At 72.1% G+C, this 20,258-nt stretch carries 19 protein-coding genes; 1 reads left to right on the top strand and 18 read right to left on the bottom strand.

Annotated features, from left to right (window positions below; genetic code table 11):
• Nucleotides 1-20 precede the first annotated feature (20 nt).
• The 9 genes from araA to AC6EH9_RS08720 form a co-directional block, all read right to left on the bottom strand.
• Nucleotides 21-1,532, bottom strand: a complete 1,512-nt coding sequence (gene araA / locus AC6EH9_RS08760; RefSeq protein ID WP_498422313.1) for an L-arabinose isomerase — start codon at nt 1,530-1,532, stop codon at nt 21-23.
• A gap of 60 nt (nt 1,533-1,592) precedes the next feature.
• Nucleotides 1,593-2,270, bottom strand: a complete 678-nt coding sequence (locus tag AC6EH9_RS08755) for an L-ribulose-5-phosphate 4-epimerase (protein ID WP_498422311.1) — start codon at nt 2,268-2,270, stop codon at nt 1,593-1,595.
• Nucleotides 2,267-3,958: a ribulokinase gene (gene araB, locus AC6EH9_RS08750; RefSeq protein WP_498422309.1), complete on the bottom strand. Its 1,692-nt coding sequence runs from the start codon at nt 3,956-3,958 to the stop codon at nt 2,267-2,269. The genes AC6EH9_RS08755 and araB overlap by 4 nt, the downstream gene beginning before the upstream one ends.
• Nucleotides 3,958-5,031 (bottom strand): LacI family DNA-binding transcriptional regulator, encoded by a 1,074-nt coding sequence (locus AC6EH9_RS08745; protein ID WP_498422308.1) that lies wholly within the window; start codon nt 5,029-5,031, stop codon nt 3,958-3,960. Before AC6EH9_RS08745 ends, araB begins: the two co-directional genes overlap by 1 nt.
• Nucleotides 5,028-6,068 (bottom strand): galactofuranose ABC transporter, permease protein YjfF, encoded by a 1,041-nt coding sequence (gene yjfF, locus AC6EH9_RS08740; protein ID WP_498422307.1) that lies wholly within the window; start codon nt 6,066-6,068, stop codon nt 5,028-5,030. Before yjfF ends, AC6EH9_RS08745 begins: the two co-directional genes overlap by 4 nt.
• Entirely contained in the window at nt 6,065-7,093 is a 1,029-nt protein-coding gene (locus AC6EH9_RS08735; protein ID WP_498422305.1) for an ABC transporter permease, read from the bottom strand. Before AC6EH9_RS08735 ends, yjfF begins: the two co-directional genes overlap by 4 nt.
• The gene (locus AC6EH9_RS08730) at nt 7,086-8,726 is read right to left on the bottom strand and encodes a sugar ABC transporter ATP-binding protein (RefSeq protein WP_498422304.1); all 1,641 of its coding nucleotides are present in this window, start codon (nt 8,724-8,726) and stop codon (nt 7,086-7,088) included. The genes AC6EH9_RS08735 and AC6EH9_RS08730 overlap by 8 nt, the downstream gene beginning before the upstream one ends.
• Before the next feature lie 86 nt (nt 8,727-8,812).
• On the bottom strand, nt 8,813-9,796 hold the full coding sequence (locus tag AC6EH9_RS08725; protein ID WP_498422303.1) for an ABC transporter substrate-binding protein: 984 nt from the start codon (nt 9,794-9,796) through the stop codon (nt 8,813-8,815).
• A 506-nt stretch (nt 9,797-10,302) separates the two neighbouring features.
• Nucleotides 10,303-11,241 carry a pirin family protein gene (locus AC6EH9_RS08720; protein WP_498422301.1) on the bottom strand — a complete coding sequence of 313 codons (939 nt, stop codon included), beginning with the start codon at nt 11,239-11,241 and terminating at the stop codon, nt 10,303-10,305.
• A 111-nt stretch (nt 11,242-11,352) separates the two neighbouring features.
• Here AC6EH9_RS08720 and AC6EH9_RS08715 point away from each other — a divergent pair, with 111 nt between their 5' ends.
• A complete protein-coding gene (locus AC6EH9_RS08715) occupies nt 11,353-12,261 on the top strand; it encodes a PfkB family carbohydrate kinase (RefSeq protein ID WP_498422299.1) in 909 nt (302 codons plus the stop codon).
• Here AC6EH9_RS08715 and AC6EH9_RS08710 read toward each other — a convergent pair.
• The 9 genes from AC6EH9_RS08710 to AC6EH9_RS08670 all read right to left on the bottom strand — a co-directional run.
• Nucleotides 12,238-12,900, bottom strand: coding sequence for a nucleoside/nucleotide kinase family protein (locus tag AC6EH9_RS08710; protein ID WP_498422298.1), 663 nt, complete (start codon nt 12,898-12,900; stop codon nt 12,238-12,240). The genes AC6EH9_RS08715 and AC6EH9_RS08710 overlap by 24 nt on opposite strands.
• Entirely contained in the window at nt 12,897-13,796 is a 900-nt protein-coding gene (locus AC6EH9_RS08705; RefSeq protein ID WP_498422296.1) for a CPBP family intramembrane glutamic endopeptidase, read from the bottom strand. Before AC6EH9_RS08705 ends, AC6EH9_RS08710 begins: the two co-directional genes overlap by 4 nt.
• Nucleotides 13,793-14,326, bottom strand: coding sequence for a PadR family transcriptional regulator (locus AC6EH9_RS08700; protein ID WP_498422295.1), 534 nt, complete (start codon nt 14,324-14,326; stop codon nt 13,793-13,795). The genes AC6EH9_RS08705 and AC6EH9_RS08700 overlap by 4 nt, the downstream gene beginning before the upstream one ends.
• A gap of 57 nt (nt 14,327-14,383) precedes the next feature.
• A complete protein-coding gene (locus AC6EH9_RS08695; RefSeq protein WP_498422294.1) occupies nt 14,384-14,818 on the bottom strand; it encodes a CBS domain-containing protein in 435 nt (144 codons plus the stop codon).
• A gap of 1 nt (nt 14,819) precedes the next feature.
• The gene (locus AC6EH9_RS08690) at nt 14,820-15,809 is read right to left on the bottom strand and encodes an ATP-binding protein (protein WP_498422292.1); all 990 of its coding nucleotides are present in this window, start codon (nt 15,807-15,809) and stop codon (nt 14,820-14,822) included.
• 4 nt (nt 15,810-15,813) lie between these two features.
• The gene (locus AC6EH9_RS08685; RefSeq protein WP_498422291.1) at nt 15,814-16,449 is read right to left on the bottom strand and encodes a TorD/DmsD family molecular chaperone; all 636 of its coding nucleotides are present in this window, start codon (nt 16,447-16,449) and stop codon (nt 15,814-15,816) included.
• A 7-nt stretch (nt 16,450-16,456) separates the two neighbouring features.
• Nucleotides 16,457-17,377, bottom strand: a complete 921-nt coding sequence (locus AC6EH9_RS08680; protein ID WP_498422289.1) for a dimethyl sulfoxide reductase anchor subunit family protein — start codon at nt 17,375-17,377, stop codon at nt 16,457-16,459.
• A gap of 1 nt (nt 17,378) precedes the next feature.
• Complete coding sequence (locus tag AC6EH9_RS08675; RefSeq protein WP_498422287.1) at nt 17,379-18,002, bottom strand: DMSO/selenate family reductase complex B subunit; 624 nt, start codon at nt 18,000-18,002, stop codon at nt 17,379-17,381.
• A 2-nt stretch (nt 18,003-18,004) separates the two neighbouring features.
• Nucleotides 18,005-20,258 (bottom strand): DMSO/selenate family reductase complex A subunit (locus AC6EH9_RS08670; protein WP_498422285.1); only part of this gene is annotated, 2,254 nt, incomplete at its 5' end.

The following is a 20,258-nucleotide window of genomic DNA, read 5'->3' as shown; positions in this document are numbered from 1 at the left end:
TCCTCGTTGTCCGATGCCCGCTACAGCCGCTGCGCGAGCCGGTGGTACGCCGCGTTCCAGCGCAGCTCGCGCCCGAAGGCGCGGGTGGTGGTGTCGCGGTCGATGACGACCAGCTCGGTACCCGTCATCTCCGCGAAGTCTTCCAGCACCTCCACACCGATCGCCTTCGACAGCACCGTGTGATGCGGCGCGCCCGCCATCAGCCACGACTCGGCCGAGACGGCCAGCGAGGGCCGCGGGCGCCACACGGCGCAGGCCACCGGCAACCTCGGCAGCTCCGCGTCGGGCTCGACGACGTCGATCTCGTTGACCGTGAGCCGGAACCGGTCGCCCAGGTCGCAGAGCCCGGCGACCACGCCGGGGCCGGGGGCCGCGGTGAACCGCAGCCGCACCGGGTCCTCGCGGGCGCCGATCGAGAGCGGGTGGATCTCCAGCGACGGGGTCTGGGCGGTGATCGAGGGGCAGACCTCGAGCATGTGCGCGCCGAGGATCTTCTCCTCGCCCGGGACCAGGTGGTAGGTGTAGTCCTCCATGAACGACGTGCCGCCGGGCAGGCCCGCGGCCATCGCCTTGGTCGCGCGCAGCAGCACCGAGGTCTTCCAGTCGCCCTCGCCACCGAAGCCGTACCCGTCGGCCATCAGCCGCTGCACGGCGAGGCCGGGCAGCTGGCGCAGCCCGCCCAGGTCCTCGAAGTTCGTGGTGAACGCGCCGAACCCGCCGGCCTCCAGGAAGGCCCGCAGGCCGAGCTCGATGCGGGCCCCGTCGCGCAGCGAGTCGTGCCGCTCCCCCTGGGGCAGCAGCTCGGGGGCCACCCGGTAGCTGTCGGCGTACTCGTCGACGAGCTTGTCGATGTCCGCGTCGGCGACGTCGTCGACGACCGCGACCAGGTCGTTGACGCCGTAGGTGTTGACCGACACGCCGTAGCGCAGCTGCGCCTCGACCTTGTCGCCCTCGGTGACCGCGACCTCGCGCATGTTGTCGCCGAAGCGGGCCAGGCGCAGGTGGCGCAGCTCGTCGCGCCCCACCGCGGCCCGGGCCCACTGCGAGACCCGGCGCCCCACCTCGGGCGAGGCGACGTGCCCGGCCACGGTCTTGCGGGCGACCCCGAGCCGGCTCTGGATGAACCCGAACTCCCGGTCGCCGTGCGCGGCCTGGTTGAGGTTCATGAAGTCCATGTCGATGCTCGACCACGGCAGCTCCATGCCGGCCTGGGTGTGCAGGTGCAGCAGCGGCTTGGTCAGCGCGTCGAGACCGGAGATCCACATCTTGGCCGGCGAGAAGGTGTGCATCCAGGCGATCACGCCGACGCACGCCGGAGCCGCGTTGGCCTCCAGCATCTGGCGGTGGATCGCGGACGCGTCCAACAGCACCGGCTGCCACACCACCTCACAGGCCAGGTCCAGCGCCGCGTGCAGGCGCTCGGTGATCTCCCGGGACTGCCGGGCGACCTGCTCGAGCGTCTCGGGTCCGTAGAGGCCCTGGCTTCCGGTGAGGAACCAGATCTCGGGCAGCGACGTCTCGGCGGTGGTCATGGTGGTCCTCCAGATGCAGGCCGGCGCGGGCCGACGGTGGGTGCGGGTGCGGGCGGTGGGTCAGTGCTGGCCGTAGACGTTCTGGTAGCGCTCGAAGAGGCTGTCCACGCACGACTGCTCGATCGGCACCGGCTCGCCGAGCTGGCGCGCGACGTGGACCGTGCGGGCGACGTCCTCGCACATCACGGCCGCCTTGACGGCCGCCCGGGCGTCCGGGCCGACGGTGAAGACGCCGTGGTTGCGCATCAGCACCGCGGGCGAGCGGCTGGCGCTGAGCGTCTCGACGATGCCGCGCCCGATCGAGTCGTCGCCGATGATCGCGAACGGCCCGACCGGGATCTCCCCGCCGAACTCGTCGGCGACCATGGTCAGCACGCACGGGATCGGCTCGGCCCGCGCCGCCCAGGCGGTGGCGTAGGTGGAGTGGGTGTGCACGACGCCGCCCACTCCGGGCAGGTGCCGATAGACGTAGGCCTGCGCGTCGGTGTCCGAGGACGGCGCGAGCTCGCCCTCCACCACGCGCCCGTGCAGGTCGCAGACGACCATGTTCTCCGGGGTCAGCTCGTCGTAGGCCACGCCGCTGGGCTTGATCACCATCAGGTCGGCGCCGCGCACCCGGGCCGAGACGTTGCCGGCCGTCCAGACCACCAGCTGGTAGCGGGTGAGCTGGGCGTGCAGCGCGCAGACCTCGCGGCGCAGTGCGGTGATGGTGTCGCGGACCTCGGTGACGACGCTCATGCCTGGGCCTCCTGCTCGCGGGTGAGCCTGCGGTCGGCGGCCGCGCGCCGGATGGCCCGCAGCCGCCGCATCACGGTGTCGCCGCCGCGGCCGAAGTGGTCGTGCAGCGCGAGGTACTCCTCGAACATCGCGTCGTACGCCGCGGCCCGGGCCTCGTCGGGCACGAACGCCGCGCGCTGCACCTTGCCCATGCTCTTCGCGGCCAGCGCGACGTCCGGGTAGGCGCCGGCCGCGACGGCCGCGTGGATGGCCGAGCCCAGGGCGGGACCCTGAGCCGAGCCGATCACCGACAGCGGCAGCCGGGTGACGTCGGCGTAGATCTGCATCAGCAGGCGGTTCTTGGCCAGCCCCCCGGCCACGACGAACTCCTCGACCGGCACCCCGGCCCGCCCGAAGGTCTCCACGATGACGCGGGTCCCGAACGCGGTCGCCTCGAGCAGGGCGCGGTAGACGTCCTCGGGACGGGTCGCGAGGGTCTGACCCACCACCAGCCCGGACAGCTCGTGGTCGACGAGGACCGAGCGGTTCCCGCTGTGCCAGTCCAGGGCCACCAGGCCGTGCTCGCCCACCTCCTGCTCGGCCGCGAGCCGGGTCAGCAGCTCGTGCACCGACTCCCCGCGGGCCTCGGCCCGGGCGGCGTACGGCGCGGGGACCGAGGTCCGGGTGAACCAGCCGAAGATGTCTCCCACGCCGCTCTGCCCGGCCTCGTAGCCCCAGCTGCCGGCGACGATGCCGCCGTCCACGACCCCGCACATGCCGGGCACCTCGCGCAGCACGTCGGCGCTCATCACGTGACAGGTCGAGGTGCCCATGATCGCGACCATCTGCCCCGGCCCGACCGCCTGGGCGGCCGGCGCGGTCACGTGCGCGTCCACGTTGCCGACCGCCACCGCGATGCCCTCGGGCAGCCCGGTCCAGGCGGCCGCCTGCGCGCTCAGCCCGCCGGCGCGCTCCCCCAGCTGGCCGATGACCTGGTCGAGCTTGTCCTCGACGAAGGTCTCGAAGCCCGGCGACAGCGCCGCCAGGTAGTCCGGCGACGGGTAGCGGCCGTCCTGGCGGATCCCCTTGTAGCCGGCGGTGCAGGCGTTGCGCAGGTAGCGCCCGCACAGCTGCCACACGATCCAGTCGGCCGCCTCCACCCAGCGCTCCATGCGGTCGTAGACCTCGCGGTCCTCCTCGAAGAGCTCCAGTGCCTTGGCGAACTCCCACTCCGAGGAGATCAGTCCGCCGTAGCGGGGCAGCCAGGCCTCCTCGCGCTCGCGGGCGAGCCGATTGATCCGGTCGGCCTGGGGTTGCGCGGCGTGGTGCTTCCACAGCTTGACGTAGGCGTGCGGGCGCTGCGCCAGCTCGGGGAGCTCGCACAGCGGGGTGCCGTCGGCGAGCGCGGGCACCATCGTGCAGGCGGTGAAGTCGGTGGCGATGCCGATCACGTCGCCCGGGTCGATCCCGGCCGCGGCCACCGCCTCGGGGACCGCCGTGCGCAGCACCTCCCGGTAGTCGTCGGGCACCTGCAGCGCCCAGTCCGGCGGCAGCCGCCGCTGCGTGCCCGGCAGGCGCTCCTCGAGCACGCCGTGGCGGTACTCGTGGGTCGCGGTGCCCAGCTCCGCGCCGTCGCCGACCCGGACCACCAGGGCCCGCCCCGAGAGCGTGCCGAAGTCGACGCCGACGACGTACTGAGCCTGGTCCATCATGGGTTCCTTCCCGGTGCCGGTGCCGGTGCGGTGCTGGCGCGGACCACCAGCTCGGGGTCGATCAGCTGGTGCAGGCCCTCGGCGCCCGGCGCCGCACCCGTCACGGCGTCGTTGATCGCGGAGCCGAGCACCTCGATGGCGCGGCGCCCGACGGCGGTGAAGTCCTGGCGGACGGTGCTCAGCGGCGGGATCAGGTAGGCCGACTCGGGGAGGTCGTCGAAGCCGACCACGCTGACGTCGTCCGGGACGGCGATCCCGGCCTCGTGCAGCGCCCGCAGCAGCCCGATGGCCATGTGGTCGTTGGCGACGAAGACCCCGGTGACGCCGGGGCGCTCGACCAGCCGGAGTCCGGCGCGGTAGCCGCTCTCGGGGGACCAGTCGCCGGTGTAGGGCCGCGAGGCACGCAGTCCGGCGCGAGCCATCTCCTCGCGGTACCCGCGCAGTCGCGCCTTGCCCTCGGTCCAGTCCTGGGGCCCGGCGACGTGCACGATCTCGCGATGCCCGAGATCGACCAGGTGCCGGACCGCGAGCTCGGCGCCCTTGACCTGGTCCACCCCGACGGTGCGCCGGGCCTCGGCGAGGTCACCCTCGACCACCACCAGCGGGAAGTCACCGATCTCCTGGGCCCGCGCCACTTCCAGCGCCTCGTCCTGGGCGGCGATCAGGATGATGCCCTCCACGGGCTGGGCCCGCAGGTGGTCCACCGCCCCGGCGAAGTCCTCGCGGCTGACGCTGGGCAGGTTCACCGAGCTGACGAAGAACCCCGCCTCCCGGGCCGCGGCCTGCACCGAGCGGTGCACGCTGGCCGGGCCCCAGAAGCCGCTCTTGGTGCCGATCACCCCGATGGTCCCCGAGCGTCGGGTGACCAGTGCCCGGGCCAGCGTGTTGGGGCGGTAGCCGAGCTGGTCGATCGCCTGCTCGACCCGCTCGCGGGTGGCGGGACGCAGGTTGTTGCGGCCGTTGACCACCCGGGAGACCGTCTGGTGTGACACCCCGGCCAGTCGGGCGACGTCCGCCATCACCGGGGCCTTGGCGGGCTCGCGTGCTCGGCCCCGGCTCGCGGTGCTCACGGCTGCCGCCGGGTGAGCACCCGCTGCAGGATCACGAACAGCAGGAGCAGGGCGCCGATGGTGATCTTGGTCCACCACGAGCTCAGCGTGCCGTCGAAGGAGATGAACGTCTGGATGGTGCCGAGCACCAGGACCCCCAGCAGCGACCCGATCAGGAAGCCGCGGCCACCGGTGAGCAGGGTCCCGCCGATCACGACCGCCGCGATCGCGTCGAGCTCCATGCCCATCGCGTGCAGGCTGTAGCCGGAGAGCATGTAGAGGGCGAAGAGCAGTCCGGCGAGTGCGGAGCAGAAGCCGCTGATCGCGTAGACCCCGACCTTGACCCGCCCGACCCCGAGCCCCATCAGCATCGCCGAGCCCTCGTTGCCGCCGACCGCGTAGACGGTGCGCCCGAACCGGGTCAGGTGCAGGACCCAGAGCCCCACCGCGAGCACGATCAGCGAGATGATCACCGGCGCGGTGATGTAGTAGTCCCCGATCACCAGCGAGTACGTCGCGATCTCGCGGAAGGTGTCGTCGCGGATCGCGATCGACTCGACGCTGATCAGGTAGCACAGGCCGCGGGCCAGGAACATCCCGGCGAGGGTCGCGATGAACGGCTGGATGTCGAAGAAGTGGATGATCAGCCCCATCAGCAGGCCCAGCACGGTGCCGCTGAGCAGCACCGCCGCGATCACCAGCAGCGGCGGCCAGCCGGCCTCGAGCGTCGAGGCCGCGATCATCGTGGACAGCGCCATCATCGAGCCGACGCTGAGGTCGATGCCCCCGGTGAGGATCACGAAGGTCATCCCGACGGCGAGGACGATCAGGAACGCGTTGTCGATGAAGAGGTTGATCACGACCTGCGGGGAGGAGAACCCCTCGTAGCGTGCCGCGCCGCTGCCGAACAGCCCGAAGAGCAGGGCCAGGGTGGCGAGCACCGGGTAGTAGCGCGAGGGCGGGCTGTAGCGGCGTACCCGGCTCCACGCCGAGCTCGGCGCGGTGCCCGGGCCGGTCGGGCGGGGGGTGGTGCCGGCGGGGGCGGTGGTGGTGCTCATGCCTGGCCTGCCTTTGCGAGAGCGGGGGCGCCGCGTCGGCCGAGGCTCAGCGATGCGCGTGCCTTGGGCGATTGCAGCAGGCACACCGCGATGACGACGACCGCCTTGAACACGTAGTTGGTCTCGACCGGGATGCCGATCGTGGTGATCGTGGTGGCGAGGGTCTGGATGAACATCGCGCCGATCAGGGTGCCGGCGAGCGAGAACCGGCCGCCGGCCAGCGAGGTGCCGCCGATGACGACGGCCAGGATCGCGTCGAGCTCGATCCACAGGCCGGCGTTGTTGGCGTCCGCCGCGCTCGTGTTGGCCGCGATCATCAGCCCGGCCAGGCCGGCGCAGAAGCCGGCGAACACGTAGACGGTCCAGATGATCGTGCGTGCGCGCACCCCCGCGAGCCGGCTCGCGCCCGGGTTGATCCCGACCGCCTCGATCAGCAGCCCCAGCGCCGTGTACCGGGTCAGTACCGCGACCACCGCGAAGATGGCGAGCGCGACCAGGATGGCGACCGGCAGCGTGGCGATGAACCCGGTGCCGAGCTTCTTGAACGTCGGGTTGTTGATCGTGGTGATCTGGCCGTCGGTGATCAGCATCGCCAGGCCGCGGCCCGCGGTCATCAGCACCAGCGTCGCGATGATCGGCTGGATCCCGAGCACGCTGACCAGGAAGCCGTTCCACAGTCCCAGCAGCACCGCCACCCCCAGGGCCATGGAGATCGCGACGAGCGCGGTGGCCGCGGCGCTCTGCTCGGGTGAGCCGGCGATGTAGACGCAGGAGACCGCGCCGGCGATGGCCGCGATGGCTCCCACCGAGAGGTCGATCCCGCGGGTGGCGATGACCAGGGTCATCCCCAACGCCACCAGCAGGACCGGGGCGGAGTTGCGCAGGATGTCGATCACGCTGCCGTAGAGGTGCCCGTCCTGCAGCCTGATCTCCAGGAACGACGGCGTGGCCACGACGTTGACCGCCACCAGCAGCGCCAGCGCGAAGAGCGGCCAGAAGAGTCGGTGGCCGAGGATCCTAGGCATGTGACGCCTCCTCGGTGGCCGGCGAGTCGGCGGGCGCGCCCCCGGCGTCCTCCTCGGGCCCGACGGCCTGCGCCGCGATGATCTCCAGGAGGTCGCTGACGGTCGTCCCGTCGTTCGGCTGGTCCGCGATCTTGCGGTGCTCGCGCATCACCACGAGCCGGTCGCTGAGCCGGAGCACCTCCTCGAGCTCGGCGGAGATGAACACCACCGACATGCCCTTGGCGGCGAGCTCGGCGACGAGCTGCTGGATCTGGGTCTTGGCGCCGATGTCGATGCCGCGCGTGGGCTCGTCGAGGATCAGCAGGTCGGGCTGGGTGATCAGCCAGCGCGCCAGCAGCACCTTCTGCTGGTTGCCGCCGCTGAGGTTGCCCATCCGCGCGTCGGGGTCGGTGGGCCGGATGTCGAGGGCCTCGATGTACTGGCGCACCAGCTTGTCCCGGGTACGGCGCGGCACCGGCCGCAGCCAACCGCGGGAGGCCTGCAGCGCGAGCATCATGTTGTCGGCGACCGAGAGGTCCGCGATCACGCCCTCGGCTCCACGGTCCTCGCTGGAGTAGGCCACCTTGCGGTCGATCGCCTGCCGGGGGCTGCGCAGCCGCCGGCGCGTGGAGCGGATCTCGATCGTCCCGGTGTCGGCGGTGTCCGCGCCGAAGAGCAGGCGGGCCAGCTCGGTGCGCCCGGAGCCGAGCAGGCCGGCGACACCGACCACCTCGCCCTCGAAGACGGTGAGGTCCATGGTGTGCAGCGAGCCCTTGCGGCTCAGGCCGAGCGCCTTCAGCACCGGGGTGCGGGCCTCCGCGTCCTCGGCACGGCCGGCCTCGCGGTCCAGCTGCTCGAGGACCTCCAGATCGCGTCCGATCATCAGCTGCACCAGCTCCAGGTGGGTGATCTCGGCGGTGAGCCGCTCCCCCACCAGCCGGCCGTTGCGCAGGACGGTCATCCGGTCGCTGATCTCGAACACCTGGTCGAGGAAGTGCGAGACGAAGACGATGGCCACCCCCTGCTCACGCAGCGTGCGCATCACCGCGAACAGCTTGGCGACCTCATCGGCGTCGAGGCTGGAGGTGGGCTCGTCGAGGATCAGCACCCGCGCGTCGATGTCCACGGCGCGGGCGATCGCCACCAGCTGCTGCACCGCGATGGGGTGGTCGCCCAGCAGCGAGCGCGGATCGATGTCCAGGCCCAGCCGGTCCAGCGTCTGCTGGGCTCGCCGGCTCATGGCCCGGCCGTCGATCGCCCCGAGCCGCCGCGGTTCGCGCCCGAGCAGCATGTTCTCGGCGACGCTGAGGTTGGGGCACAGGTTGACCTCCTGGTACACCGTGCTGATCCCCGCGTCCTGCGCCTCTGCGGGGCTGCGGAACCGGGTCGGGGCGCCGTTCACGATCACCGTGCCCTCGTCGATGTCGTAGACCCCGGTGAGAGCCTTGATCAGCGTCGACTTCCCGGCCCCGTTCTCGCCCATGAAGGCGTGCACCTCGCCGGGGAGGAGCCGCACGCTGACGTCGTCGAGGGCGCGCACGCCCGCGAAGGAGACCGAGATGCCCTGCATCTCGATCAGGGGGTTCCCGGTGGCCCCGACGGGCGGGGCTGGCTGCGCGGTCACCGCCCGCGGCTGTGTGGCCATCTCGGTCATCTGCTTCCTCGTCGGGTGTCAGGAGGCGGCCCGGGATGGCGGGGCCGGGAGTGGCCCCGCCATCGCCGGATCACCGGCGGCACGGCTCAGTACTGGCGCTCCGGCAGGGCGTCGGTGGCCTGCTCCTGGGTGAAGGTGGTCTCCTCGGTGACGACGCGCTCGGGCACGTCCTCGCCGTCGATGACCTGCTTGGCCAGCTCCATCAGCTGCGGCCCGAGCAACGGGTTGCACTCGACGATGAAGTTGATCTTGCCCTGGGACAGCGCCGTCATCCCGTCCTTGACCGCGTCGACGGTGATGATCTTGATGTCCTTGCCGGGCACCATGCCGGCCGCCTCGATGGCCTCGATGGCGCCCAGGCCCATGTCGTCGTTGTGGGCGTAGACGACGTCGATGCCCTTCTCGGACTGGAGGAAGGACTCCATCACCTTCTTGCCGCCGTCCCGGGTGAAGTCGCCGGTCTGGGAGGCCACGATGCTGATCGAGTCGTCCGAGCCGATGGTGTCCTCGAAGCCCTCCTTGCGGTCGATGGCCGGGGCCGCGCCGGTGGTGCCCTGCAGCTCGACGACGTCGATGTCGCCGTCGCCGTCCCCGTCGGCGTCGCCGACGTTGTCGACGAGCCACTGCCCGGCCTTCTCCCCCTCCTCGACGAAGTCGGAGCCGAGGAAGGTCTCGTAGAGCGAGGTGTCGTCGGAGTCGACGGCGCGGTCGGTGAGGATCACCGGGATCTTGGCCCGCTTCGCCTCGAGGAGCACCGTGTCCCACCCGGTCTCGACGACCGGGCTGAAGGCGATCACGTCGACCTTCTGCTGGATGTAGGAGCGGATCGCCTTGATCTGGTTCTCCTGCTTCTGCTGGGCGTCGGAGAACTTCAGGTCGATGCCCTCGGCCTTGGCCGCTTCCTGGATCGACTTCGTGTTGGCGGTGCGCCAGCCGCTCTCGGCGCCCACCTGTGCGAAGCCCAACGTGATCTTGTCGTCGTCGCCAGCGCTTGCGGAGTCGTCGTCGCCTCCGCACGCAGTGAGCGCGCCCATGGCGATCGCGAGGGTCGCGACCAAGGTCTTCTTCACCACTGTCTCCTTCGTGTCCCGGGCTCGAGACCCGTTGTGACCGATGTCACCCTGCTTCGAGTGTGAGCGTTAACATTGGGTCCGTCAAGGGTCTTTGCGACCCGAGTTCGAGGCTCACACGCGCGTCACGTGGCGGATGTGAGCGCTCACTCATCCAGAGCCGAGAAATGCCTGACCGAACCCCCCGGCGGTCTAGTCAGACCGGCCCGCCCACGACGCCGTACGACGCCCAGCTCCGCCCAGCACCGCCCCGCTCCGCCCGCCCCCGCCCGCCCCGTACGGGCGCTCCGCCCGGGTTGTGTGCCTGAGGCCGCGTCATAGCGCGTGCTCGGACACACGACCCACTCCCTCGCCAGGCTCCGCCGTACGACGCCCCCCCTGGCGCGCCCCGCTCGTACGGGTTGTGTGCCTGAGGCCGCGTCATAGCGCGCGCTCGGACACACGACCCGCCAGCGGACGGACCGGCGACGGGCGGCGACGGGCGGAGGCCTACGTCGTTGAGGGGCTCAGGCGTCCTTGAGCCACCACGGTGGCGCGGTGGGGATCCGGGGCAGGGCGGACGAGACCCGGCCGAACCGGTCGTCCTGCTCGGCCCAGGAGCGGTAGGCACGCTCGATCTCGTCGCGCGAGCGGGCCACGAAGTTCCACCACATCAGGATCGGGTCGGGGAACGGCTCGCCGCCCAGCAGCATCACCCGGGTCGGCTCGCGGACCTCGAGGAGGAGCTCGTCGCGGTCCTCCCCCAGATAGCCCAACTTGCCCGGGCCCAGCGGCTGACCGTTGACCGCGACCGCTCCGTCCAGCACCACCAGGGCGTGCTCCCAGTCGGGTCGCAGCGGCAGGGTCGTGGGGCCGTGCAGGCTCAGGTCGACACCGAGCAGCGGCGTGTCGTGTCGGGCCGGGCTGCGCAGTCCGGCGAAGTCGCCCAACAGCACCGTGGCGAGGCCGCCGTCGACCTCGCCCACCGGCAGCTCGGTGTGGTGCTCGAACCCGCCGCCACCGGCCCGGGTCCCCTCCGGCAGCGCCACCCACAGCTGGATGCCCTCCAGGGTGCCCCGGTAGTGGCCGGTCGCCTCCTCGGAGTGCGTGATGCCGTCGCCGGCGGTCATCAGGTTGAGCTGACCGGGCTGGATCACCTGCTCGGAGCCGAGGCTGTCCTTGTGCAGGACCTCGCCGTCGGTGAGCCAGGTGACGGTCTGCAGCCCGATGTGCGGATGGGGACCGACGTCGAGCCCGCTGTTCTCGGTCACGTCGGCCGGCCCCATGTGGTCGGCGAAGCACCACGCCCCGACCGTACGACGCCCGCGGCGCGGCAGCGCTCGCCGTACCCGGGTCTTGCCCACCTGGGCCTCGTGGCTCTCGCTGATCTCCATGCAGGCGTGCTCGGGGTGGCTCGCCTCGGCCACCTGGGAGGGCGCGTCGGCCTCGGTCACTGGTCCACTCACGGGGCTCCTCCTGTCGGCCGGGCACGATCGGGGTGCTCCCCAGCCTCCCACCTCGCCGGGCTCCGCGGCAGTGGTCCGGTAACGTCGCGCTCCACCGTCGAGAGGACGCCCGTGCCCCCCATCCAGGCGAACCCGGTCTCCGGCCTCTTCGTCGGGCTCAGCGTCCTCGACGTCATCCAGCTCGTCGAGCGGCTGCCGGACCCTGACGAGAAGGTCGTCGCCCTGGACGTCGGCGTGGCCGCGGGCGGCCCGGCCACGAACGCGGCGGTGGCGTTCGCGGCGCTCGGCGGCCGGGCCACCCTGCTGACCCGCCTCGGGCGCGACCCGGCGAGCGCGCTGGTCCTCGCCGACCTCGCCGCGCACCAGGTGGAGGTCGTCGACGCGGAGGCCGGCACCGACGCCGCCACCACGGTCGCCAGCATCCTCGTCACGCGCGCCACCGGGGAGCGCGCCGTGGTCTCGGCCACCGACCGCGGGCGCTCGCGTGAACAGGCCGGCGCGGGCGCGCACGGCGACCTGCTGGCGCGGGTCCGGCCCGACGTGGTGCTGGTCGACTCCTACGAGGCGGATCTCTCGATCCCGCTGACCCGGCAGGCCCGGGAGCTCTCGGTGCCGGTGATCCTCGACTGCGGCGCCAAGAAGCCCTACACCGACCGGCAGCTGGCCGAGGTGACGGCGGCGGTGGTCTCCGAGCGCTACCTGCCCGGCGGGACGGAGGCGATCGCGGGCGACCTGCGTGCGCACGGCGTGCCCTACGGCGCGATCACCGCCGGGGCCGGCGCCGTCACCCACTGGACCGGCGACGCGGCCCCGGAGACCCTCGCGGTGCCGGCGGTGGACGCGGTCGACACGCTCGGGGCCGGCGACTTCTTCCACGGGGCGCTGGCCTACTTCGTGGCGCGCGACGGGCTCGACCCCGCGACGTACCCCGACTCGCTGCGCCGAGCCGCGCAGGTGGCGGCGCTGTCGGTGCAGTCCTTCGGCAGCAGGTCCTGGCTAGCCAGGCTGGGCGAGCTCTGAGCCGACCAGGCCCGCGTCGCTGACGAAGTCGGCGCGGTCCCGGCACGCCTCGACCAGGGCGGCGTTGGCGTGGTCGACCTGCTCCAACCAGGCCCGCGCCTGCTCCCGGGTCCGGCCACCGGCGACGTGACGCTCGACGAGCCGCTCGGCCCGCAGCGCCGCCGGCGCCTGGAGGTACCACGCCACGTCGAGCAGTCCGCGCACCGACGACCAGCCCGGGACGTCGAGCAGCAGGTAGCTGCCCTCGAGGACCACCACCCGGGTCCCGGGCTCGATGCAGCACCGCGCCGCCACCGGCTCGTGCAGCCCGCGGTCGTAGTCGGGGGCGAAGACCGGCTCGGGTCCCCCGGCGCGGACCCGCGCCAGCAGCGCCAGGAGACCGGGTACGTCGAAGGTCTCGGGCGCGCCCTTGCGCTGGCGCAGCCCGCGCTGCTCCAGCTGCAGGTTCGAGAGGTGGAAGCCGTCCATCGCCACCGTCTCGCAGCGCAGCCCGGCCGCCTCCAGGTAGGCGCGGACGCGTGCCGCGACGTAGGTCTTGCCGACCCCGGGCGGGCCGGTGATCCCGAGCAGTACGGCGCGCGGGGACGCCGCGACCAGGCGGCGTACCTCGCCGAGCACCACCGCAGCATCCGCCGTCACGACACCTCCGAGGTCCGAGCGGCCAGTCTCCCCCATCCCCCGGGCTGCGCGGGGTGCTCGGGCTGCGCGGGGTGCTCGAGGCCGAGTCGTCCGCGGGTCGCGAGCACCACGACGACGGCGAGCAGCGCGACGCCCAGCGCTGCGGGCCAGTTGCTCGCGACGGGCCGGCCGGTGAGGGTGCCGGCGCCGAACAGCGCCCAGTTGATGGCGTTGTGCCCCAGGACGACGAACAGCAGCGAGCCGCCCGTGCCGTTGGCCAGCCAGGACATCACGAAGGACATGGCGACCACGAGGACCAGGTAGGCCAGGAGCTGGCTCGGGTCCTGCCGGGCGGTGTCCCACTCCTCGGTGAGGAACAGGGGCGCATGCCAGAAGCAGTGGATCACCCCGAGCACCAGCGCGGCCGTCATCGGGTGCAGGCGCTGCTGCAGCCGAGGGAGCGCGAAGCCACGCCAGCCCGGCTCCTCCTGGAGCGGCCCCCCGAGCAGGTAGGTCAGGTAGGTGGTGGTCAACAGAGCCAGCGTGACGACCACGCCGTCCTCCGGCGCCAGCGCGACTCCCGGGACCAGCAGGTAGCCGAGGCCGGCGGCCAGCGGGACGACGACGAGGGCGAGCAGGTACCAGACCGGGTGCGCCCGCCACTGCAGCATCCGGTCCAGGAGCCGTCGGGGCCCCGCCGGGCCCTCGCTGAGGCGGCTGACCAGCAGGGCGGCGGCGAACGGGCCGGCGAAGAGGCCCAGCTGGTTGATCCCGGCGATCGCCGAGAACGGCGGCTCGAACGGCAGCAGGCCGATCCCGCTGCGCGAGAGCCACCAGGGACTCCACGCCACCCAGGACCCGAGGTAGGCGAGGATGACGAACGCCGCCAGGGGGTGACGTCGGATCAGCGCGGTCACCGGCCCTCCACGTCCTCGAGCACCGACTGCCAGAAGGCCAGGTCGGCGCGCGCGGTCATCCGCCCCCAGGACAGGACGCGCAGGTGGCTCGGCTGGTCGCCGCCCAGGCCCGGTTGCTCGAGGAACCGCAGCGTCTCGGCCAGCTCGTCCACGCGCCGACGCGCGAGGGGCTCGACGAGCCCGGGGGCGGCGTCCATGAAGAACAGCCGCAGCATCGCGGGGTCACGGTACTGAGCGGGCTCCGGCATCTGCCCCAGCCAGGCGAGGAGCACGTCGCGGCCGCCCTCGGTGAGGGTGAAGGTACGGCGCCGGCGGCCGGTCTCCTCCTGGCTGGCCGAGACCAGGCCCAGGTCGGTCAGTCGCTGCGGCTCGGCGTACAGCTGGGATCTGGGCACCTGCCAGAAGAACGACACCGACGCCTCGACGTTGCGGTCCAGCTCGTAGGAGGTCTGCGGCCCGGCGGTCGCCAGCAGCCCGAGAACGACGTAGGAGACCGGCCGAAGCGAATGGTCTGAATCGGACGGTTGCATGCCGGGAACCTAGCACGCAGCCCCGCGGACGACGCCCCGCAGCGCTCCGCAGCGCCCCTAGCGATCGGCGGCCCGGGCCGCGACGTTCGCGTCGGAGCAGAAGCCGGTGAGGCGGCGCTTGAGGCACAGCAGCCCCAGGAGGGTCCCCTCGTCGTCGACGACGGCGAGCCGGCGCCGCCCGTGCGCCACCAGCCACTGACGGGCCCACTCGGCGGGCACGTCGGGCGTGATGGTCCGGTCCACGAGGGTGGCCAGGGCCAGGGCCGGGGTCTCGTCGCTCACCGACGCGTCGCAGTCCTCGCGCAGCAGCGTGCCCACGAGGGTGTCCTGCTCGGTGAGCAGCAGCATGTGCACGTGGTCGTCGGCGAACGCGGCCCGGACGGCGCCCATCCGGACGTGCGCGGGCAACGTCTGGGGACGGTGGACGACCACGTCACCCACCGTGGTCCCCGGGCTCTCGAAGAGGGCCGGCGGCTCGGCTAGCAGGGTCATCTCACAGGCTCCTGGTGGCTTCGGCCCGCTGGGGGGCGCTCACGGTCCCGAAGGGGCTCTCACGTCGGTAGGTGCACACCGGACACAGACCCTCCCCGCCGGAGGGGACGAACGCCACCCGGCACCGCTGGCAGCGCGTGGTCGTGCAGCGCGCCAGCTGGGGGGCGGCACCGTTCATCAGCGCGTCCCAGCCGTGGCGCCCGGCATCGGTCATCGCGCTCGCGGGACACAGCTCGACGCAGCGTCCGCAGGCGTCGCAGCCGAAGACGTCCTGGCGCAGCACCCGGGTGGAGGCGGCGCCCTCCCCGATCAGGTGCGACAGGGTCAGCGCCCCGGTCGGGCAACCCCGCACGCAGACGCCGCAGGCGGTGCAGCCCTCGACGTCGAGCACCGCGCTGGCCGGCGGCTCGGAGACGAAGTCGGCCTCCAGCCCCCAGGTGGGGAGGGCCAGCTCGGCGAGCGCCTCCCGGAGCCGGTCCCGCTCCGCTGCGGGCCGCCCGGCCGCGGCGACCTTGCTGCGGACCCCGGCCGTGGTCAGCAGCGCCCGTCGCGGGGTCGGCAGCTCGGCCGCCCCCAGGGGCGGCGACCCAAGGGCGCGACGGAGCCGACGCGGTCCGGACGGCTCGACGGGTGCGGCGCGGTCCTCGACGAGCGTCTCCGGCCGGCGGGCGGCACGCAGCAGACGCGCGGCGTCGGCCAAGGCAGAGGCCGAGGCCGAGGCCGGCTGCGAGCCTCCGGAGGCCGGGTCGGCACAGGCACAGGTGGCCCCGTGGAGGGTCACCGTCCCGGCGCCGGCCAGCACGATCTCCAGGTACGCCGACAGCGGGAGCCGCCCGGCGCACGTCTCGGTGCGCACCACCACCGCATGGCGCGGCACCGGCAGCGGCCGCTCCCAACCCGGGCAGACCAGGTGCAGGTCGACCGGGTCGGGGTGCAGCCACAGCCAGCGCAGCAGCGGCGCCAGCAGGTCCGAGGCAGCCTGCGCAGTCACCGGATCACGCTGCCAGCGGAAGCCTGGCCTGGGCGACCAGGCCCGACCCGAGCTCGGCCACCGCACGGTAGAACGCGGTCTGGGCTCCGTCGCGGACCCGGGCGAAGAGCTCGTCGGCCCACACCGCCAGGTGCGCCTGCACGAACTCGTCGTGCCTGCGCAGCGCCACCGCGAGCAGCTCGTCGTCGGAGTCGGCGAGCGCATCGAGCGCCTGCAGGCACAGGAACCCGAGCAGCTGCAGCTCCAGGCCCACGTGGTCGTCGGGCTCGCGGTTCAGGGCGGGGGCGACCAGACCGGACTCCTCGTAGGCGCGGCGTACCTGCATCGTCGCCTCGTCGAAGACCAGCCCGTCGCGACTGCGATAGGCCGACTCGTACGGCGGCGCGGCCAGCGGGCCGGGCCCGACGAACAGCTGGTGGAAGTCCGCTACGAGCGGCTCGAGCCCCTGCGCCGCGGCGGCGCGCAGCCGCTGCGCCCCGGCCAGCGACGCGTCGTCGCGCACCGGCCACTCCTGCATCAGCGTCGAGCCGCCCACGCGGTCCAGCAGCCCGGCGTCGGGCGGTTCGAGCAGCAGCCTGGCGAGGAAGGTGTAGGCACCGGCGAGGTCGTCGAGCCGGGCCGCGTCAGCGGTTTTCGTCATCGTCGACTCACATCCCGATCCGGACCATGCCGTCGTAGAACAGCACCCGGCCGATCGTCTCCGAGGCGATCACCAGCGCGAACGCGGTGGTCGCGGTCCACAGCATCATCCGCTCCCGCCCGGCCTGCGCGGCCTTCTGCAGCAGCAGCCCGAGCAGGCCGGCGCCGAGGAAGACCAGGGCCAACCGGAGCGCGAAGGGCGCTCCGCCGCCGGCCATCATCGCCTCCGCGGAGGTGGCCGAGGCCCCGCCCGCGGTCGCCAGGTCCATGGCGTGCAGGGGCAGCACCACGAACTCGACGCCGACCAGCACGATGGCGGCAGCGGCGACGCCGCGCAGGGTCGCCGACACGAGCGTGGCCTCGACGGCGTCCGTCTCGGTGCCGCGCCGGTGGTGCCAGGCGAGCACGCCGACGAACGCGGCGCCGATGTTGAGCGCGCCCAGCAGGAAGGTGGTGGTGAAGAACGAGACCGGGGTGGTCCAGCTGTCCCACGCGGGCACGGTCGGCAGCATGTAGACCATCGACATCGCGTACACCAGCCCCAGCCCGACCAGCGCGGTGAGCGCGGCGAGCAGCTGGCGCAGCCGCGGGGTCAGCCACCGGAACCACTGGGTGGCGGCGAAGGTCGCGCCGAGCCCCGCGAAGGCCGAGCCCATCAGGATCTCGCGAGACAGCCAGCTGGAGTCGACGTGGCGCACGGCGTTGAGCGCGTTCATCGGGTTGCCCAGGTGCAGCATGCTCGCCGCCAGCCCGAGCACCATCACCGGGCCGATGACGTAGAGCGCGGGATCGGAGAGCTTGTCGACCCGCTCCTCGGAGACCCCGCGCAGGCGGGCGATCAGGTGGACCACCCCGAGGATCACGAAGGAGCCCACGGCCAGCTGCGCCAGGATCGTGAAGGTGACCAGCGGGAGCTCGTCGGTGTGCATGTCAGATCTCCTCGGGGTTGGCGATCGCGCCGTTGCCCTCGCCGGTGCGCTGGGCGTTGCGGTGCGGGCGGACGACCAGGTTGGGCTTGGTGATGCCGGAGTCCGGCAGCGGCTCGACGTCGGCCACGTCGCCGTACTCGGCGCGCAGCTCGTCGATGTCACCGAACTTCAGCACCCGCGAGGGGCAGGAGGCCACGCAGGCGGGCTCTTTGCCCTCGGCCAGGTAGTCGGCGCAGAAGTCGCACTTGGTCATCACCCCGGCCTCGGCGTCGAACTGGGGGGCCGAGTAGGGGCAGGCCCACTCGCAGTAGCGGCAGCCCACGCACTTGTCCGCGTCCACGGTCACCAGCCCGTCGTCGCCCTTGTGCATGGCGGTGGTCGGGCACACCTTCACGCAGATCGGGTCCTCGCAGTGGTTGCACGAGATCGAGGTGTAGTAGGTGAAGACGTTCGACTCGAACGTCCGGGCCTGGTCGTCACCGCTCCAGGAGCCGCCGGTGTACTCCACGACCCGGCGCCAGCTGATGCCCAGCGGCAGGTCGTTCTTGTCCTTGCACGCGACCTGGCAGGCCTTGCACCCGGTGCAGTACTGCTGGTCGACGTAGAACCCAAGTTGCTTTGTCATGATTACGCCTTCTCGATCTGGACCAGGGTGGTGTGCTGGGCGTTGCCCTTGGCGAGCGGGGACGGACGGTGGCTGGTCAGGGTGTTGGTGCACCCGCCGGCGTCGACGCCGTCGGCGCGCGGCGCGTACCACGCGCCCTGCGGGACGGAGACCACGCCGGGTGCGATCCGCGGGGTCACGTGCGCGACGATCTCGATGCGCCCGCGCTCGTTGAAGACCTGCACCTTGTCGTTCTGCTCGATGCCACGCTCCTGGGCGTCGCGAGTGTTGATCCACGCCATCTGCGGGTGGGCCTCCTGCATCCAGTCGACGTTGCCGTAGGTGGAGTGGGTGCGCTGCTTGTAGTGGTGACCGATCAGCTGCAGCGGGTGCTTGGCGTCCTCGGCCGCGGCCTCGGCGCCCTCCCAGGTGGGGACGTACGCCGGGATCGCGGTGATCTGGTCGCCCGCACGCAGCTCCCAGGTCTCGGAGAGCTCCTGGAGCCCCTCGGAGTACACCTCGATGAGGCCCGAGGGGGTCGGCAGCGGGTTCTTCTTCGGGTCCGCGCGGAACTCCGCGAGCGGGATCACCGCCCCGTCCGGGCTGGCCTGCTTCCAGATGCCCTTCTCCCGCAGCTCGTCGAAGCCGGGCAGCCCCGGGACCGTCGCCTGGCTCTCCTTGACGATCTGGCGCAGCCACTGCTCCTGGGTCTTGCCCTCGGTGAACTGCTCCTCCACGCCGAGGCGGCGTGCCAGCTCGGTGCACATGTCGTAGACCGGGCGGCACTCCCACATCGGCTCGATCGCCTGGTCGGCGAAGATCGCGTAGCCGAGGTTGCCCGAGCTGCCCTGGCTGGCCAGGTCGGCCTGCTCGGCGGTGGAGGTGTCGGGCAGCAGGATGTCGGCGTACCTGGCCGAGACCGTCATCTGGTGCTCGATCACCACGATCGTCTCGCACTGGGAGTCGTCGGCCAGGATCTCCGCGGTCCGGTTGATGTCACCGTGCTGGTTGACCAGCGCGTTGCCGGCGTACTGCCAGATGAACTTGATCGGCGCGTCGAGCTTGTCCTTGCCCGTCACGCCGTCGGCCAGGGCGGTCATCTCGGTGCCGCGGGTGATGGCGTCGGTCCACAGGTAGAACGGGATCGCGGTCTCCACCGGGTTGGTCAGGGTGGGGAACGACGACATCGCGAGCTTGTAGGCGCCCTCGCGGCCACCGGTGCCGCCGCCGGGGATGCCGATGTTGCCGGTGAGGCAGGCAAGGGTGAAGATCGCCCGCGCGGTGTTCTCCCCGTTGGCGTGGCGCTGCGGGCCCCAGCCCTGGGTGATGCTGCACGGCTTCGCCAGCGCGATCTCGCGGGCCAGGCGGGTGATGGTGTCGGCCGGGACGCCGGTGATCGTCGCCGCCCACTCGGGCGTCTTCGCGATCTGGTCGGGGCCCTGGCCCATCACGTACGAGCGGTAGGAGCTGCCCGGCTTGGCCGACTTCGGCAGCGTCTTCTCGTCGAACCCGACGCAGTAGGTGTCCATGAACTTCTGGTCCTGGAGGTTCTCGCTGAGGATCACGTGCGCCATGCCGGCGACCAGGGCCGGGTCGGTGCCGGGCCGCATCGGCACCCACTCGTCGGCGATGGTGACGGCGGTGTCGGTGTAGCGCGGGTCGATGACGATGACCTTCACGCCGCTGAGCTGCTTGGCGCGCTGGGTCACGAACAGCTCGCCGCCGCCGCTCATCCGGGTCTCGTGCGGGTTGTTGCCCCACATCACGACGAGCTTGGAGTTCACCGCGTCGTCGAAGCTGTTCGAGGCGGTCCACTCGCCGTAGAAGTACGGGTAGGCGGCCGAGATCTGCGCGGTGCTGTAGTCGCCGTAGTGGTTGAGGTAGCCACCCAGGCAGTTCATCAGCCGCGCGATGGGGGTGCTGCCGGGCGGCCAGCTCTTCGCGATGGTCGCCCCGAGGGTGCCGGTGCCGTAGTTGATGTACACCGACTCGTTGCCGTGCTTGTCGATGGTGCCCTTGAGCCGCGAGGCGATCTCGTCGAAGGCCTCCTCCCAGGAGATCCGCTCGAACTTGCCCTCGCCGCGCTTCCCGACTCGACGCATCGGGTACTTGAGGCGGTCGGGGTTGTAGATGCGGTGCCGGATGGAGCGGCCGCGCACGCAGGCCCGGATCTGCTGGCTGCCCATCTCGTCGTCGCCGGTGTCGTCGGACAGCACCCGGACGATCCGGCCGTCCTCGACGACCAGGCGCAGCGGGCACCGGCTGCCGCAGTTGACC

It is taken from the genome of Nocardioides sp. Z21_20, from assembly GCF_059766585.1.
This window is presented reverse-complemented; position numbering and strand designations above follow the sequence as displayed.

Coding starts and splice junctions, on each gene's coding strand:
- araA (WP_498422313.1), bottom strand. CDS start 1,532: ATGACCACCGCCGAGACGTCGCTGCCCGAGATCTGGTTCCTCACCGGA.
- AC6EH9_RS08755 (WP_498422311.1), bottom strand. CDS start 2,270: ATGAGCGTCGTCACCGAGGTCCGCGACACCATCACCGCACTGCGCCGC.
- araB (WP_498422309.1), bottom strand. CDS start 3,958: ATGGACCAGGCTCAGTACGTCGTCGGCGTCGACTTCGGCACGCTCTCG.
- yjfF (WP_498422307.1), bottom strand. CDS start 6,068: ATGAGCACCACCACCGCCCCCGCCGGCACCACCCCCCGCCCGACCGGC.
- AC6EH9_RS08735 (WP_498422305.1), bottom strand. CDS start 7,093: ATGCCTAGGATCCTCGGCCACCGACTCTTCTGGCCGCTCTTCGCGCTG.
- AC6EH9_RS08730 (WP_498422304.1), bottom strand. CDS start 8,726: ATGACCGAGATGGCCACACAGCCGCGGGCGGTGACCGCGCAGCCAGCC.
- AC6EH9_RS08700 (WP_498422295.1), bottom strand. CDS start 14,326: ATGCAACCGTCCGATTCAGACCATTCGCTTCGGCCGGTCTCCTACGTC.
- AC6EH9_RS08695 (WP_498422294.1), bottom strand. CDS start 14,818: ATGACCCTGCTAGCCGAGCCGCCGGCCCTCTTCGAGAGCCCGGGGACC.
- AC6EH9_RS08685 (WP_498422291.1), bottom strand. CDS start 16,449: ATGACGAAAACCGCTGACGCGGCCCGGCTCGACGACCTCGCCGGTGCC.
- AC6EH9_RS08680 (WP_498422289.1), bottom strand. CDS start 17,377: ATGCACACCGACGAGCTCCCGCTGGTCACCTTCACGATCCTGGCGCAG.
- AC6EH9_RS08675 (WP_498422287.1), bottom strand. CDS start 18,002: ATGACAAAGCAACTTGGGTTCTACGTCGACCAGCAGTACTGCACCGGG.